Raw genomic sequence first — 16,668 nt, forward strand, 5'->3', positions numbered from 1 at the left:
TGCGGGCTCACCGCGGGCTTGGTCGCTCGATATCGATCCAAATCATTCGGTGGTCAGTGGCTCGGACACGTTTTCCCAGGTCGGTTTGTGCGTCAGGCCAGACGACAGCGGAACGGATGACATGGAGGTTGCTGGATGGCAGCACATAGTCCACGCGAATTTCGTTGCGGCCAAACTTCGCCGTGGAGATCCCGTGTTGTGAACTCGTCGGCATCGCGTCTCGAACGCGAGGGTTGCTGATTAAGTTTGTGATGCCGCTCCGCAAACTGTCGCCTTGCTTCGGATCCGAATTTAAATCGCCCGCGATCACGAACATCGCATCCGCGGAGGAGTCGCTCTTCAATCCGCCCATGAACCCTTGGTCGTCGACGATCCATTCAGCTTCCGGTTCGGAAATGTATTCGTCCCAAAACCGGATCTCGTCATGGTTGCGTTTACCGTTGCGATCTTCATCGCCATCAAAGACCGGCGGAGTCGGATGGCTGGCCAACAAATGCAAGACACGGTGATTTGATGGTTCAACGCCCGCGGATGGTTGGCTCGTCGAACTGGGGATTGAGACTGGAACGTCCACGTGGTTCTTGCTCGACAACCTCAACGATTGCCAAACCGTGTCGCTGTAGTAGGGTTGGCCCGTGACTGGATCGACCGGTTTTAGGGCTCCGGGCATCGTTGACCAGCGGATTGTTTGAAAGGTTCGAATCGCATCCCGATCAATTTCAAATCGGCTGAGGACAGCCATCGCATATTGACCGGGATACTGGCCAAAACCGTGGGCATCGGTTGGCAATTCGACGTCGCCGTCAGAGTCCAAATCGAGGTCTCCTAAGAGTCCCGTGTTGGTGGGGATGGACCAGCGATGAGGGTAATCGATTGCAGCGTTGCCCTTGGCCAAGTAGCCATCCGCAAACGCATTGAGGGTTCGCCCATCGGGCTCGTGATCAATTTCACACAACAGCAGGATGTCCGGTCGCACTGTCTGGATGACAGTCGCCAAATCGGTTGCTTGCGAGTCATCACCAGCGAGCAAGCGCTCAGCAACTTCGCCGGCTTGCTTTCCGTAAAGCGAAACGTTGAAAGATGCGACGCGAATGGTTTCGGTTGATTTCTCCACGAGTTTTTCGGTTGTCGATGAGACGGAGGTGGGCGGGATGTCTTGGCCGCGGGTCACAATGGGAACCAACGCGAGCGACGTGACAAAAACCGTCACAGCGAGACGCAAATTCATAAACCACCTACTCGGGGGGACGCTACAATGCTGGTGAGTCCAGGGGCCATTCGTTTTCGCAGGGCAGCACCTGCGTTGCAATGAGTGCTTTGCTCGCACTCAAAGTTGCTTTCCGCAACGGTCTGCGGATTGCAGTTGTCGTACGCCTGAACCATCGGCGATAGGGAACAGCGATTGTCTCGCGTCGATGGAACCTTGTCGGGAACGAGACGTAATGAGTGGTGTGGTGAGCAACGTTGCGGTTTGCTTTGCAGTTCGCATTGCATCGTTTCGAATGCCATGGGCGTGACCGCATCAGGCCAGAGTTTCCAGGGATCCAGTGAATACAGAATCTTCCATTCGTGCCGCCGGACGAACCGATGTTGGTCAACGTCGAAAAGACAACCAGGATCAGTTCTTGATCGCTGAGTTGCGGAAGTCCATGCAAATTCATTCCACCAGTTTGGCGTTGGATGAAGAATGCATGTTATTTGGCGGTCGAAGTGGTGAGCTCTTGGTGGTCGCCGATGGCATGGGTGGTCACGCGGCGGGGCGGCGAGCAAGCAACTTGGCGGTCGATCATTTAATCTCGCAGTTGCTCAACAACATCCATTGGTTTTTGCATCTGGATGAAGACCACGACGAAGCGTTCATTGAATCATTGAAAGCTTTGTTGCAACAGACTCACACGAAGTTGCTTGCCGAAGCGCAGGATGCGACCGAGCATCGCGGGATGGGAACAACTTTGACACTGGCCTATCTCGTCTGGCCTCGCATGTATGTTGTGCACGCAGGCGACAGTCGTTGCTACTTGGTCCGCGACGGCAAGTGTGAGCAATTGACGACTGATCATACGCTGGCGAAACAGTTGGTGGATGCGGGTGGCATGAAACCGGAAGACGAAGCGAGCAGTCGTTGGTCGAACGTGCTTTGGAACGTGCTCGGTGGTCACGGCCACAATGAATTGATCGCGGAAGTCAGACGAGTTGAGTTGCAAAAGAACGATACGGTGGTGCTGTGCAGTGACGGACTGACTCGATACATCGACGACGCGACGCTGCTGTCCATCGTGCAGCAATACGGAGATGACGTGGATGAGATGGCAGACCACTTGATCGCGTTGGCAAACGGATCCGGTGGGATCGACAACATCACCGTCGTGGTCAGCCGTCCAGACGGAAACGGAAGGTCAGTTCGCGATGGAGATTTGCCGCGTTCAGTGCCGTTGGTTCAGCTGGACGACGAAAGCGATTTGCAACCCGATTTATCGGAATCGATGAGCCTGGAAGAATTGCAATCGTTTGCCAACGAAGACACTTTGCCGGATGAGCGTTCCAAGTCGGAATGACGAGTGAGCCAGACGGCGATTCGTTTGACGGGCGATTAGCTTTCGAAGGCTGAGCGGCCGTTCAGTCGTGCGAGGCAATTGTGCATCAGGGAACTCCCTGACGCGTGAAATCACCACGCGTTCGGTCGGATTCCGGAGATCCGCTTTGGACCGATTTTGTTAGTCCGATCTTGGAATGCGAGGATGCGGTGACTGTACATCGGTGAGGCAAGGCGATCGGGTTGTGCGGGTTCTTCGGATTGACTCAGGAGGGTCCAACTCTTGTCTTCAATTTGATCGGCGAAGGTCCCGTTCCCCCCGAAAAAGGCAGGCATGTTTGTAGCGTGCCCCAAAAATGCAATCCGACTCCCCGGGTTCTTCACTGACCCGATGGAGTCGGATTGCATTTCCTTTTGCCCCGTCTGATTCTCTCCATGTCTTCGCCCGATCGAATCGACCTCTCATTGGCACGCCCGGGTGCGACCGGTCTCTATCGACTCAACGAAACAGGACGACTCCTGGACGCGAGCGATGATCTCTTGCAGATCTTTGCCGTTGAATCGATCAAAGATCTTCAATTGATCGGCGGTTCATCGGAACACACGCCGACGCAAATCGTGCCGTGGCATTCGCCGCAGAGCACCAGCGGGCAAATGTTTGCCGACTATTTTTCGCGGCATTTGCCGATCAGTCAGTGCCAAACGGATATCGAGATCGCGGGGCAACGACGAACCATTGTGGAAACACTGGTCCCGGTCCGCAATTCAGCCGGTCACTTGGAACAATGGCTGGGAACTGTTCACGACTTCACCGCGACTCAGTCACAGAATGCCGCCGCGATCGAATTGGCACACGCTCGCGCCGATTCGAAGGAGTCCCAAATTGGCGAGTTGTGTGACCAAGTCCGATGGGCGCTCGGACGGATTCGCGAATCGATTCGTGCAGGCAACTCCCCGTGCATGACGAACGCTTTATGTGACACGATCGAGCACTTGGTGAATTTGGAATCCGAGTGCAACCTGGACGGCGAAGTTGCGGCAGACCTAGAACTGCAGACGCTTAAAGATCGACGGCAAGGTTTCCGGTTGTGTGAGTTGGTGGAGGATTTGGCTGAGTCGGCCGCTTCAGAAATCCATCGAGCCGGTCGTCGAATCACCGTGCAGATCGGTCACGATCTGCCTGCCGTCGTTCGAGGCAACTTGCAAACCATCCACTGCGTCTTGGCGAACTTGTTGCATCATGCTGCATCGCATTCGGAATGGGGCGATGTGAAGTTGATTGCTTCCAAGAATGGAAAGCGAACCACCTTCGCGATTCAAGTTGCACGTCATTCTTTCGCATCGAATGGTGCGAATGCTTTGTCGCCCGAGATGTATCCGTCCGAATGGCGTATCGCTTCACGCTACGCACAACGATTGCACAGCGATCTGAAACCAAGGATTTTGCCGTCCGGTTGCCTCGAAGTTGCTTTTGACACGACGTTGGTCGAGGACACCGATTTGCGATCCAGCCAACACCCGGAATTGGTGCTTGGTGAGAACACTCGGGTGTTGATCGTGACCGCACACACGGCGACACGCGACGCGTTGACCGAGATTTTGGCGGGTTGGCGAATTGCTTCGTCTACCTGCGACGAACTGGATGTCGCTTTGCAACGCATTCGCATCAATCAGAAGATGGGACGGAACTTCGATGCGATCCTGATCGACGAATCCATCTTTGCTACGCGTCAAACGTTGTCGAAAGAGACCTTGGAGTGCTTGGCCACGTCCGCGAACATTCGCATTCAGTCGCGCGGGACGACTTGCCAATCTAACTTTCATCATCGGCTACGTGCACCCGATTGGGTTTGGACGGTTTCCGAACCGATTCGCCAAAGCTGTCTACGCACCGCCTTGATTGGTGCGACCAAAACGGGTGAGCCTGATGAATCCGATTCATGTCTTCAGTGTCATTCTGGTTCGTTGCACGCGCAAGCCGACACCGATCCCGTCGTTGTCTCGCAGATTGATTTGCCCGCGAACGTTGTCTCCCGCGTAGCGGTTGATCGTGAAGCGACCACGGAACCTGAATCCATCGAATCGTCGTTGTTGATGAGCGTGGAGGGTTTGCAGAAGGAGTGCGGTGGAGACAAAGCTCTGTCCGCAGTCGTGATGGAAGTCATGTGTTCTTCCATGCCGATGCGTTTGCATGAGATGCAAACGGCGGCGGACCGTGGCGATTTGGAAACGGTGACTCGGCTGGCCCATCAAATGTCGGGTGCAGCAAAAGATCATTCGATGACCGCGGTCGCTGAACTGACATCTCAATTGACCGCCCACGCGATTTCGAAGAACAACGAAGGCGTTCGGACGTGTTTGTCGGCGTTGTCCAATCGGGTCGAACAGACGATTGATTTGATGCAGTCGTTGTTGGAGGAAACGTTGTGAGCACGTTTTCACCCAACCCAGTGAATGATCTGCAGGCATTGCAATCGGTCGAAAATCTCGCCTTCACCAGCATTGGTGCCGCGAATGCAACGTTTGATTCGACGGAGAATCAGTATGGCAGTGCCGAAACACCGGCTCGGTCTCGGGGCAGTGACCCGCAAACGATCCTTGTCGTGGAAGGATGCGAGGAGACTCGCGAAAAACTGACGCAGATGCTGCAGTACCGGCAGTATCGTGTCCTGCCCGCTGCGACGGGACGAGAAGCAATTGTGATTGTTCAGCAACAGCACGTTGATTTGGTGTTGTTGGATGTCGACCTGCCGGATTTGGACGGGTTCCGAACGGCACGGTTGCTTCGTCAAATGATGGACTTGAGTCGTTTGCCAATCGTGATGGTCACGTCCGCGAGCGACCAAAATGAAATCGTGCGGGCGTTCGATGCCGGAGCAAACGACCACGTTTGCAAACCACTGGATCCCGCCGTCACCATCGCTAGAATTTCGACACAGTTGCAGTTGAAGTCCGCATTGCAGCGTCTCAGGCAGAGTGAAGAACGCTATGCCCTGACCGCTCGCGGTACCAACGACGGAATGTGGGATTGGAACCTCGTGACCGGCGAATTGTACCTTTCGCCGCGCTGGCGAAGCATGGTCGGTTTGGATGGTGTCTCATGGACGCCGCATGGTTCCGAGTGGATGGATTTGATTCATCACGAAGATCGCCGCCGGGTGCAGTTGGATCTGGAGGCTCACCTGTGCGGTGAGACCGACCACTTCGAAACTGAACTGCGGATGCAAGACGGCCACCAAACCTATCGGTGGATGTTGTGTCGAGGGTTGGCGGTCAAGGACTCTCACGGCACCGCGTATCGAATTGCTGGTTCACTGACCGACATCACCGAAGGCAAAGTCGCCGATGCGTTGACGGGGCTTCCCAATCGGATGCTATTCAACGATCGAGTCCAGCGGTGCGTCGACCATCAGGCTCGCAATCCTCAGAACCGGTTTGCCGTCATCTTCATGGATGTCGATGATTTTAAATTGGTCAATGATCACTTTGGACACGATGCGGGCGATGATTTTCTGGTCAGTATCGCTTCGAGACTCGATACATCGCTGCGAAAGTCCGACGCCATCATTGCTCGAATGGGCGGCGACGAATTCGCGGTTTTGCTGGAAAACATACGGCATGTTGACGAAGCGGTCGCCGTCGCAATGCGATTGCATGACAAGATGCGGGCACCGTTCCCAGTAGGCGATCGCGAAATTTTGACGCGGGCGAGCATGGGAATTGTTGTTTCGGAATTCGATCCAGAATCATCCGTTCCACAAGCGACCGGAGAAGAACTGCTGGTGCGTGCCGACACGGCGATGTACTTCGCGAAGAATCAGTCGGAATTGCCGTACGCGATCTTCAATGACGACATGTTGGCCGAAAACATGTTGCGTTTGGAACTCGGTTCGCAATTGCGACATTCGCTCGAACGAGACGAACTCGCATTGCTCTATCAACCGATGGTTCAGCTGTGCGATGGGAAGACGGCTGGCTTTGAGGCTTTGCTGCGTTGGGAGCATCCGGAACACGGAACGGTGTCGCCCAACACGTTCATTCCGATCGCTGAATCCAACGGGCTGATCATCGAGATCGGCAAGTGGGTGCTTCGCAAGGCATGCCAACAAGCGATGCAGTGGCAAGAAGAGTTTGGTCGACCGATCATGATCAGCGTCAACGTTTCAGTACGGCAATTGTCATCAACGGGCTTCGTCGAGGCGGTGACGGAGACCCTCGAAGAAACAAAATTGCAGCCTGAGTGTTTGAAGCTGGAAGTGACGGAGAGCTTCCTGATGCAGGACCCCGAAAGTACGATCGAATTGCTGCATCAACTGCGACGGATTGGTTTGACGATCGGCATTGACGATTTTGGGACCGGGTATTCGTCTTTGTCGTATCTCCATCGAATGCCGCTGGACATTTTGAAGGTCGATCGTTCTTTCGTGGAGTCAATGTTTGACTCAGAAAAGAACGCATCGCTCATTCGATCGATTCTTGCATTGGCCAAAAGTCTGGAACTGAACGTCGTCGCCGAAGGAGTGGAGACGTTGGCTCAGCTTCAACGTTTGCAGGACTTGGGTTGTCACTTCGTCCAAGGGTTCTACTTCTCGCAGCCGGTGAAACCAGAATGTGCAAGCGAATTGATCAATCACCGCTGGCTGTGAGAATGGCTTTCGCAAACGAGTGATCGTCTGACGGGGCTGCGGAAATGTTGAGTCATGGCTTTTAGATGCGTGAGCGTGTTTGTTTTTGCTTACAACGGTGCAGGAAGATCACGACGGGTAAAAACTACTAACGCGACGCCATAGCAAATCAGGCCCAATGCGATTAGCAGCAGCGGATATCCCAACGGTGGCAGCCAACCGTCTTCGATTGGAACTGACAAATTCCAAGGAGACCAAAGGTCACCGTCGCGAACCAGGGACGTCATTCGCTGAGGTTTGTAGCAGTTGAAGAACGACATGCTCTGCAGAAACGATAGTGATTCGGCGGCCTTTCCCAGCCCATACATGATTAGCTGAATCACATACACGGTCATCACCGCACCGATCGTCCGCCATCGGTATCTATCCAGGCTGCTGAAGCAGGCGCTCAGCCCCAGCAGAAAGAATCCAAACGCGAACAATTGAAAGACGGACGAAGAGTAGGTCCGCAGATCGACTCGGTCGCTCATGGGGAACGATTGTTCGACGGGTGCGTCGTCCGTCAGTGGCAATTCAAAACCAAAAAACGGCACGCGTACCGAGGGTGGTGGAACGACTTCCGTCAGCGTTGTCGCGTGGACGCCTACGCCCATGCCGGCCCAAAGAGCCAAACACAACGCGACCAGTCCGCCAATGCTGACCACTGCATGCGACAACATGAAACGAGCCCGACTGACCGGTTGGCTGAGCAGCATCTCAAGTGTGCCACGCCCAAGTTCGCCGCTGACCACATCGCTGCCTCGAGCGATGCACCAAACCACGGTGCATAGAATCACAATCGGTTCGTCGAAGGTCATGCCGACGCGTCCCGAGTACGTGAACAAGGCATCAAATTCAATCGGTGCAAACTTCTCGTAATCGCGGAACTGTTCCAAGATGGTTTGGAACTGACCCATATCCAACAGCTTGACCACCCACACTCGAACCCAACCGAATGCGAACAAGGTCACCGCCAACGCGGAGAATAGCAAACTGGATTGCCCAATGAATTTTCGGATCAGCATTCGGTCGATCCCAATGTCACGCCAATGCATCAGTGCACTCCTTCGGACATTGGTGAGTCAGTTTCGCTCGAAGCCTTTGGTTGCAATCGCGGAAGTTCTTCTCCCATGTGGACTGACTGATAAATCGCATGCAATCCCAACGGCTCGATACGAATTTGTTCGATCGGTAGTGTCGCCAACCACGGCAAAACGGGAGCCAAGTCGCCGGCGGTGCTGATTTGAATTCGATTTTCGGTTTGGTTGATCCCGCCAATCCATTCGACGAGGTCGCTGGGGATCGGTATTTCACTCGCTGATGCATCGGTACGCCGGGCGGTCACGCGATGACGTTGGAAAAGATCCTCGAGCGCCAACTCGTGAGCCAAATGGCCTTTCCGCAAAAAAGCAACTCGATCGCAGGTTTGCTCGATTTCGCTGAGAACGTGAGATGAGAACATCACCGTTCGACCCATTGCTTGTTCGGACGAGACGAGATCCAGCACGGTCGCTCGAACGGTCGGATCCAGGTTGGCGGTCGGTTCATCGAGAATCAGTAGCGGCGTGCGAGGCCCCAGGACAACGGCCAACGCGAGCTTTTGCCGCATCCCGGTCGACATGAACGCAACTCGGCGGGTGAGGTCGAGTTCCAATTGTTCCGCGACGGCGAACGAGCGCTCTCGATCTCCGAGCGGATGCATCTCGGCAAAGAAGTTCAGCAATCCTTTGCCCCGCATATGACGTGGCAATCGAGCATCACCTGGCAAGTACGAAACTTGACGCCGAACTTCAACCGGATCATCCGCTGGGTCCAATCCATCGATGGAGCAGCGACCCGAAGTCGGATACAGGTATCCGAGCAATGTCCGAATCAGCGTGGTTTTTCCCGCACCATTCGGCCCCAGCAACCCGAACACTTCGCCACGCCGGACGTTGAGCGTGCAGTCTGAAAGTGCCGTGAAGTCGCCATAGCGTTTGGTCAGATGCTCGCAACGAACCAAATCGTCGGGATTGGGGTCTGGCATTGCTGCGTCGGACGGTTTCAAAACGGCGTTCACTGGCGACTTGTGGAAACTGTTTGGTAGTACGAAACTTGGACGATCAACGTTCGAGGCATTGAATCCCACCGGACGCCTTGCACCCCGGAAGCGTGGCAAATGACAGCCAGGCAACCTGAAAGCTGGCAACGCATTGTCGATCACTGTCAACAACGCCTCACCCACATCCCGATCACCAACCCAACTCACTGAATAGCATGACGGATACCGCACCGCAGAACGACCCGACGACTTCGCACGTTCTTCCTAAGGGAATTCGTTTTGCCGGCGTGGCGGCCGGTATCAAAGCCAGCGGAAAGCCGGACGTTTCACTGATCGTCACCGATCGGCCCTCGGTCATGGCGGGAGTTTATACCACCAATCAAATCGTTGCCGCACCGGTCGTTCTGACTCGGGCGAAAACGCCAACGTCGACCGGACGCGTGGTGCTGACCAACAGCGGAAACGCCAACGCTTGCACAGGCGACGAAGGCATGCAGAACGCAAAAACGATGTGTGACTTGGCCGCGAAGTTGGCCGATTGTGATTCGGCCGATGTGATGGTGATGAGCACGGGGGTGATCGGGAAACCGTTGCCGATGGAAAAAGTCCGGGCCGGGATCGAGGCCGCCGCCGGAAAGCTCGGCGACGCAGAGTCGGATTTCATTGCGTCTGCGGATGCAATTTGCACCACGGATCAATTCCGAAAAACGGTCAGCGAGACGGTGACCATCCGCGGTCAGCAATTTCGCATCGCGGCGATGTGCAAAGGAGCCGGAATGATCGCTCCAAACATGGCAACCATGTTGGGTGTCGTGATGACGGATGCGCCCATCGGGCCTGATGCCGCTCAGGCATCGCTGAAGCAAATTGCCGGCCGAACGTTCAATCGCGTCAGTGTGGACGGGCACACCAGCACGAACGACACGGTGATGTTGGTATGCACGGGAATGTCGGTGTCGGAAGACGCAAAAGAGTTCAACTCAGATGAACTCAAGATTTGGCAAGAAGCCGCCACGCAGGTCGCGTTGAAGCTGGCGAAGATGTTGGTCGCTGACGGCGAGGGTGCGGCGAGATTCTTTGAAGTCCGTGTGTCCGGAGCCGCCGATGATGGAGACGCTTTCGTGATCGCCAAAACGGTTGCGGCCAGTCCATTGGTGAAAACAGCCATCACTGGCGGCGATCCAAACTGGGGACGCATCGTGTCGGCCGCCGGATACGCAGGCCCAAAGATAGAGCCCGAACGAACGAGTCTCGTGATCGATGGTGTGACAGTCTTCGAGAACGGAACGCCGCTTTCAATTGACGCGGCCAAACTCAGCGAATCGATGAAAGCCAATTCGGAAGTGCTGGCCGATTTGACCGTCGGCGACGGTCCCGGCAAGGCATCGTTCTGGGCCAGCGATCTGACTGAGGCCTACGTGCGATTCAACTCGCTGTACACGACCTGATTCGTGCGAGGGGAAAGCAGGATCGCTCTCACCGCCCTCCGTTACTTGCACTGAGCGAGCAAACCGAATCAAAATGGGCTAATATCGAATCCTATTCTTCCCGACTATCTTGCATAGACGACACCCTGTCGTCCAGAACTCCGTTGTGTGACGCAGTCTAACCATGATGGATGACTTTATCGCAACGCTCAACTCGGACCACGGCACGGCCGCGATAGCGGTCGACGGCGCAACCTTTCGCGATATCAACCAGCGGTTGCTCGAACGCTTCTTCCCCAACGTCAAAAAGGCGACCGGTAAGTGGGTGTACAACAACTATCGGTGGCACGGCTACGCATTCAACCACGAAACCGCACTATCTGGTGACGCCGCATTTGAATGCTACCGCGAGCAGACGGTGGCTCCATTCTACATCTACCACGAGTTCGACGATTCACTCTTTGATTGCACGGCATCAGCATGGCCGGATGTTCGTGCTTATGACAACGACATTTACGTCTTCCCACACGACATGGCGTGGCTATTCACGACCACTCACGAAATGTCGATTGGACTTGGCCCGTTCTTTGCGGCACCCAGCACGTAGCGTCACACAACATAGTTTTTACGCTAGGCTTTCGGCACACCTTCCTTGGTTGGTCACGCGGGCTGACATTGGTACAATCTTTCTTAGTTCAGGCATCGTTCGCTTCGTTTAGGGCGGTGTCGTAAAAACCTTCCGTTGCGCGGCCTACTCTGAGGAATACCGATGCTTACCCCCAACTATAACGCTGTAATACGCCAAGACGGCGAATGGTGGATCGGCTGGATCGAGGAGGTGCCCGGCGTCAATTCGCAGGGTGCGACCCGTGACGAGCTGATCGACAACCTCCGCGAGGCCCTTTCAGAGGCTATCGAATTGAACCGCGAGGACGCCCGCAAGGCGGCTGGCGCAGTATACGAAGAAGTGGCAATCCAACCGTGAAACGCCGTGACCTCATCCGACATCTGGTCAGCTGTGGCTGCGTTTTAGTGCGCGAAGGCGGCAACCATTCTTGGTGGGGCAATACTACTACTGGTGCACGGTCTGCGGTGCCGCGTCATCGCGAGGTTTCTGATTACTTGGCACGCAAAATCTGCCGTGATCTTGGGATCCCAGAACCGTAGGTCGCACAACATGGTTCTTACGCTAGGCCTTCGGTGCACCTTCGTTGGTAGGCAACGTGCGTTGGCATCGGTACGATTTCTTGTGATTCAAACTCCACCGCTTCGGTAACGGCGGTGTCGTAAAAACCTTCCGTTTTGCGGCCTAGTCTAAAATTTGAACTCAGCACCTCCCAACGATCGCACGCCCCAAGAACCCGAAGCGCTGGCCGCGCGTTTTCTCGACGTCGCGACCTTTTGCCCATATCTCAACATTCTCGCATCTCCCTCGGGTTGCGATTGCGTCTTCCGTTGCCGCACCAATTCTTAGTGCAATCAGACTCGGGGGCTTCATCCTGCTTCCCATGCTCATCTGGTCGGTTGCGTACATTGCCATGGCGGTACGCCAGTTGATTGCGTAACTCGCCGGCCGCACAACATGGATTTTACGCTGGGGCCTTCGGCACACCTTCGTCGTTTGGCGACGATCGCTGGCATTGGTACAATTTCCCGTAATTCATGCATCGTTCGCTTTTCTTAGGGCGATGAAGTAAGAGTCTTCCGTTGTGGAGGGCGGTTTCTTAGAAAGCAGAACGGTTATGTCCAAACCTTCGTTTCAATCAGCATCGCCTTACAAGGATGATGTTCTCGCTTTGCCGGTCGCCGATTTGGACGCTGCATCTGATTGGTACTGCGAACACTTCGGAATGACCGAATTTGAACGCGTTGCCACGCCGAACCCCGCTGTCATCCTTGAACGCGATGGTGTTCGAATTGGTTTCGCGATCAATGGCGGTGATCCGGCTCAAGAGGGCGCTGCGATTCGCGTTAGTGATATCAACGGGATCAGACGGCAACTCGAGTCCAATGGAATTGATGTCGCAAGCATTCGCGTGGACGAACGCGACGGTGAGAAGTTCAATGTGTTCTTCGTCGTTGCCCCCGATGGACTTTGCTACTATTTCAACGAACGGATCGTTGCCTGAACGTAAACCCGTGAGGCATTGAAAAAGCCTCCATGAATTCGAACTCTGCACTTGGAGCGGTTTTTGCAACGACGTAGTCGACGCGCGCTGATCACAGTGGCGAGGACAGTTTGTGTCTAGCGATCGATCAAAGGGAGTGTTCGCTGTTGAGCGGCACTTTGGATTGCGGTTTCGATGATTTGCTGGCCGATTCGAGCGACGTCGGTCGAGAGAGGGCCTTCGACGGGTAGTTCTTGGTTGAGTCGCGAGAACGTGTACTCGATGCCATTGGTTTCACCAACCGGCAAATCAGCCACCGGGTGGTCGTAGCCCTCTGGACGCTCGTCCGTTTGAACTCGAAGGGTTTCTGCATAGTCGTAACTGGCAATCGTCCCTCGCGTGCCGCGAACGACATAGCCGCATTTCGGTTGCGGTTGATGGACCCACGGATCGGTGAAGGTTCCCCAACGTGTTTCAAACTTGGACATGCCATCGGCATAGCGTGCGATCGTGATGCTGTGTTCGTCGACCTCCAAACCCTTTGTCCCGGTTGTGACGCAAGTCACATCGAACGGTTTCTTGCCACCGTTGAACCAAGTTCCCATGGTGACGCCGTATCCGAGGTAGTCGCGTAGCGAACCGCCTCCGGCTTCGAGACTGTACCACCAACTGCTTTGTTTCTCTTCCGCGGTGGGTTCCATTTCGATCTTGTCCGCACCGTGGTAGAGAGGCCCGCGGTTGCCGCCGTAGTGATGCACTTCAATGACATCTCCGATCGTGTTGTCATTGATCAAGCACCACGTCGCGTAGTGGGCTCGGTCCCAGCGTGCGGGCCAATTGATGACCAATTGCTTTCCTGTCGAACGCATCGCTTCGATCATGCGGTCGGCATCGACCAGCGATGCCGCGAACGGCTTTTCAACCAACAGATGCACGTCCAACGGAGCAATGCGTTTAACCCAATCCGCGTGCTCGCCAGTGGGCGGGCATAAGATCACGAGATCCGGCTTGGTGGCTTTGACGCATTCAATTTCGTCGGTGAAAACGTTGTCCTCGGGGATGTTCAACGCATCAATGGTTGATTGCATTGCTTTGCGATCGGCATCGCAGATTCCAACCAACTTCCCATCGGTGTGCTCGGTGACTTGCCGAAGCAGATCCCCCATGTGCATGTGTGAAAAATTGATTCCAGCGATGCGCCACGGTTTCATCATCGGTCACTCGAGTACTGCGTTCCTGCGGGAAGCCGGCGGATTGCTTCGGCTTTTGTCAGGTGAGTTTAACGAACAACGAGAAATTCGACACACCCGGTTGAATCTGCTGACGCGGGTGGTGCGTTCAATGGAGGTGCAGTCAGTACTCCGCGATCAGGCTTTCCGGTCGCTGCGACCACGTGCTCCGGCAACAAACTTTTCCATCGCACTGGGCAGTGGCGTGTCGAAGTTCACCGGTTCACCAGAGACGGGATGGAAGAACCCCAGCGTGCTGGCATGCAATGCCATTCGTTTGCGATGCCAACGTGCGTGGGTTGCTTCTTTGGGTTTGTACCGTGGATCGCCCAAAACAGGGTGACCGGCGTTGGCGAACTGCACGCGAACTTGGTTCCGTTTGCTGGTTTCCAACTGGGCTTCGATCAGCGTCGTTTCTTCGCCGTGACTGGATTCTCGTTCGGCCAAGCGACGGACGACCTTGTAATGCGTGATGGCTTGGTCGGTGTCTTTGCCGGGGCGGGTTTCGTAGCGATCGAGATTGCTGCCGGTGGCCAAGTGCGATTCAAACGTGCCTTCATCTTCGGAAACATTTCCTGCCACGATCGCGTGGAACACTCGCGTCGGGCGACGATCCTTGAACTGTTCGATCAGCAAATCTGCGATCGGCTCATGTTTGCCAAAGACGAGCAAACCGGATGTTTCGCGATCCAAGCGATGGACAACGAACGCTTCCTTCTTCGATTTGGAATAGCTCAGGTAGATTGAGACGCGATCGACCAAACTGTTGGGTTCACCACGATCCGTCGGAACGGTCAGCGTGCCCGCCGACTTGTTGACCACGATAATGTGTTCGTCCTCAAAAACGATTTCGAACGTACGGTCATCCCATTGACGTTTTTTCTCTCGATAACGCTGATGCTTGTCGTATCGAACAGCGACCAGATCGCCTGGTTTGACCGTCGTTCCAACGCTCTTGCACGGCGATCCGTTGATCATCACACATCCGTGATCGATCATCCCGCGGGCTTGGCTGCGGGAGGTTTCGGAGAGTTCTCGGACGATGATATCGACACGTCCCTCGTTGGTTTCATCAACGGTGGTCGAAACGCTGGTCAGCGGCATGAAAGGATTTCAGAAGAAAGCGGCATCGGGATGAGGTCAGCGAGCACGGTTTGAAAGCTCGCGAAAGCCTCGTTGTTGCCACAGTCTATTTCAGATCCGCGAAAAATTGGATGGCCTGATTGGGCAAGATCGCATCGCTTTCGATTTCGATGTCACTCCCGGTCACCGGTCCACTGACGTTTTTGACCGTGAATATCCTCGTTTCACCTGGCAAAAGGCCACGAAGGGTTTGCTGTGATCGTTGGCCTCGGACGGCGAAAAAGGCATCGCGATAAAGCGGTGCGACGCCCTTATTGGTGACTTTCAGCCCAATTGTCGTGCCTGAGCCCGATTTCGCGAGGACAGCATCGGTCACGCGAAATCGGTAACCCATTGCCATCCCAGCCTCACGAATGCGTTCGATGGGCTGAAACTCGGGTTGGTCATTTCCGATCATGAACGAGACGTGAAATTCACGGCTGGATTCTTCCACCGAGACGCCATTGGGCCCGGATTCGGCCAACGCCATCTTCTGATCACGTCGGTTGTAGTAGCTGAATTCGCCACCGCCCGCGGCTCGTTTCCAACGATCTTCGCCCATCGCAGCCCAATTCTTCGCATTCCATTTGGAATGCGATTTGGAAAGGAACGAATCGTCGAACAATCCGAAGTCGAGGGCCAAAAGGGAGTCGTCGCCGGCGATGGGCGTGAACTCGTCGTCCGCCGCATCGATGCTGATCATCCACGGAAGCGAATCAAACTGCTGATCGAGATGCCGCAAAAATTTTGATTGGAAATCCGCGGACGGGAACGTTTTGCCGAGTTCCATGGGGCCGTCGTAGATGTGGTACTCCGACCAGAGTCCAAATCCAGTTTGCAAGTACGCGATCCGTGGGTCGGAGTCGTACCGCTTGGCGAACTCGGCGTAAAAGTCCAATGTGAATTGCTGCAACGCGTGGCTGGACCAATCACAAAAGTGAGTTTTCTTGCCTTCGCTTTTGGCAACCGTTTCTTTGTAGCCGTCTAAGTTGCGAATGAATTCGGGGACGGTCGTGGTTTTGCCGGGGTAAACGAACCGGAAACGCAGAACGGCTTGGTGTGATCGCGAAGCAATGTCGTCGAGGATTTCTTCGACCTTTGAGAAGTCCCATTCCCCGGGACCCATGGCCACCTCATCGTATCCGCAGTATCGAAACTCCAAAGAGATCGCATCGGTCGCGGCTTTTTCATGGTCATGCCAGAGAACAACGCCTGTCATCGGTTGGACTTGGTCAATCGTGGACTGGATCGGCAAGCGAACTGTCGGCGTTTGTGCTTGTGCGGATTGGTCCACGCTGACAAGGCAATGAATCAGGCCTGAGAAGACAAGGAAGTGAATCAATCGTCGCGAGGTATTTGAAAGCATCGACTTTGTGTTTCGAGGTTTTGTTGGATGGTGGTTGGAGCCGTGCTTGGGCTGGGCGGCTGGGACGGGGAAACCGTGGCTAACGCCAGGCGGCTAATCCGAGCGAACCGTGGCTAATGCCAGGCGGCTAATCGGAGTGAGCCGTGGCAACACCAGGCGGCGAATGAGAGTGAACCGT

Annotated in this window: 14 protein-coding genes; 8 read left to right on the forward strand and 6 right to left on the reverse strand. The window is 55.0% G+C overall.

What is annotated here, in order from left to right; translation table 11 throughout:
- Window positions 1-7: 7 nt before the first annotated feature.
- Complete coding sequence (locus RB_RS06370) at window positions 8-1,228, reverse strand: endonuclease/exonuclease/phosphatase family protein (protein WP_164921621.1); 1,221 nt, start codon at window positions 1,226-1,228, stop codon at window positions 8-10.
- Window positions 1,229-1,547: 319 nt separating this feature from the next.
- Here RB_RS06370 and RB_RS06380 point away from each other — a divergent pair, with 319 nt between their 5' ends.
- The 3 genes from RB_RS06380 (at window position 1,548) to RB_RS06390 (ending at window position 7,179) form a co-directional block, all read left to right on the forward strand.
- Complete coding sequence (locus RB_RS06380) at window positions 1,548-2,555, forward strand: PP2C family protein-serine/threonine phosphatase (protein WP_007328804.1); 1,008 nt, start codon at window positions 1,548-1,550, stop codon at window positions 2,553-2,555.
- Window positions 2,556-2,968: 413 nt separating this feature from the next.
- On the forward strand, window positions 2,969-4,963 hold the full coding sequence (locus tag RB_RS06385; RefSeq protein WP_164921622.1) for an Hpt domain-containing protein: 1,995 nt from the start codon (window positions 2,969-2,971) through the stop codon (window positions 4,961-4,963).
- Window positions 4,960-7,179, forward strand: coding sequence for a putative bifunctional diguanylate cyclase/phosphodiesterase (locus RB_RS06390; RefSeq protein WP_011119257.1), 2,220 nt, complete (start codon window positions 4,960-4,962; stop codon window positions 7,177-7,179). Before RB_RS06385 ends, RB_RS06390 begins: the two co-directional genes overlap by 4 nt.
- An 89-nt stretch (window positions 7,180-7,268) precedes the next feature.
- Here the strand turns inward: RB_RS06390 and RB_RS06395 are convergent, their stop codons facing one another.
- Entirely contained in the window at window positions 7,269-8,252 is a 984-nt protein-coding gene (locus RB_RS06395) for an ABC transporter permease subunit (protein ID WP_011119258.1), read from the reverse strand.
- Entirely contained in the window at window positions 8,252-9,256 is a 1,005-nt protein-coding gene (locus tag RB_RS06400; RefSeq protein WP_164921623.1) for an ABC transporter ATP-binding protein, read from the reverse strand. Before RB_RS06400 ends, RB_RS06395 begins: the two co-directional genes overlap by 1 nt.
- 197 nt (window positions 9,257-9,453) lie before the next feature.
- Here RB_RS06400 and argJ point away from each other — a divergent pair, with 197 nt between their 5' ends.
- The 5 genes from argJ (at window position 9,454) to RB_RS06425 (ending at window position 12,794) form a co-directional block, all read left to right on the forward strand.
- Complete coding sequence (gene argJ / locus RB_RS06405; protein ID WP_011119260.1) at window positions 9,454-10,686, forward strand: bifunctional glutamate N-acetyltransferase/amino-acid acetyltransferase ArgJ; 1,233 nt, start codon at window positions 9,454-9,456, stop codon at window positions 10,684-10,686.
- Window positions 10,687-10,849: 163 nt separating this feature from the next.
- Complete coding sequence (locus RB_RS06410) at window positions 10,850-11,272, forward strand: DUF4275 family protein (RefSeq protein WP_011119261.1); 423 nt, start codon at window positions 10,850-10,852, stop codon at window positions 11,270-11,272.
- Window positions 11,273-11,434: 162 nt separating this feature from the next.
- Entirely contained in the window at window positions 11,435-11,650 is a 216-nt protein-coding gene (locus tag RB_RS06415) for a type II toxin-antitoxin system HicB family antitoxin (protein ID WP_011119262.1), read from the forward strand.
- Window positions 11,647-11,832, forward strand: coding sequence for a type II toxin-antitoxin system HicA family toxin (locus RB_RS28510; protein WP_011119264.1), 186 nt, complete (start codon window positions 11,647-11,649; stop codon window positions 11,830-11,832). Before RB_RS06415 ends, RB_RS28510 begins: the two co-directional genes overlap by 4 nt.
- A gap of 575 nt (window positions 11,833-12,407) precedes the next feature.
- Window positions 12,408-12,794, forward strand: a complete 387-nt coding sequence (locus tag RB_RS06425; RefSeq protein WP_011119267.1) for a VOC family protein — start codon at window positions 12,408-12,410, stop codon at window positions 12,792-12,794.
- Between the two features lie 116 nt (window positions 12,795-12,910).
- Here RB_RS06425 and RB_RS06430 read toward each other — a convergent pair whose 3' ends face one another.
- The 3 genes from RB_RS06430 to RB_RS06440 form a co-directional block, all read right to left on the reverse strand.
- The gene (locus tag RB_RS06430) at window positions 12,911-13,987 is read right to left on the reverse strand and encodes a Gfo/Idh/MocA family protein (protein WP_011119268.1); all 1,077 of its coding nucleotides are present in this window, start codon (window positions 13,985-13,987) and stop codon (window positions 12,911-12,913) included.
- 153 nt (window positions 13,988-14,140) lie between these two features.
- Complete coding sequence (locus tag RB_RS06435) at window positions 14,141-15,106, reverse strand: RluA family pseudouridine synthase (protein WP_011119269.1); 966 nt, start codon at window positions 15,104-15,106, stop codon at window positions 14,141-14,143.
- A gap of 85 nt (window positions 15,107-15,191) precedes the next feature.
- Complete coding sequence (locus RB_RS06440; RefSeq protein ID WP_011119270.1) at window positions 15,192-16,490, reverse strand: DUF4832 domain-containing protein; 1,299 nt, start codon at window positions 16,488-16,490, stop codon at window positions 15,192-15,194.
- Window positions 16,491-16,668: the final 178 nt, after the last annotated feature.

This window comes from Rhodopirellula baltica SH 1, assembly GCF_000196115.1.
GTDB classification, from domain to species: domain Bacteria; phylum Planctomycetota; class Planctomycetia; order Pirellulales; family Pirellulaceae; genus Rhodopirellula; species Rhodopirellula baltica.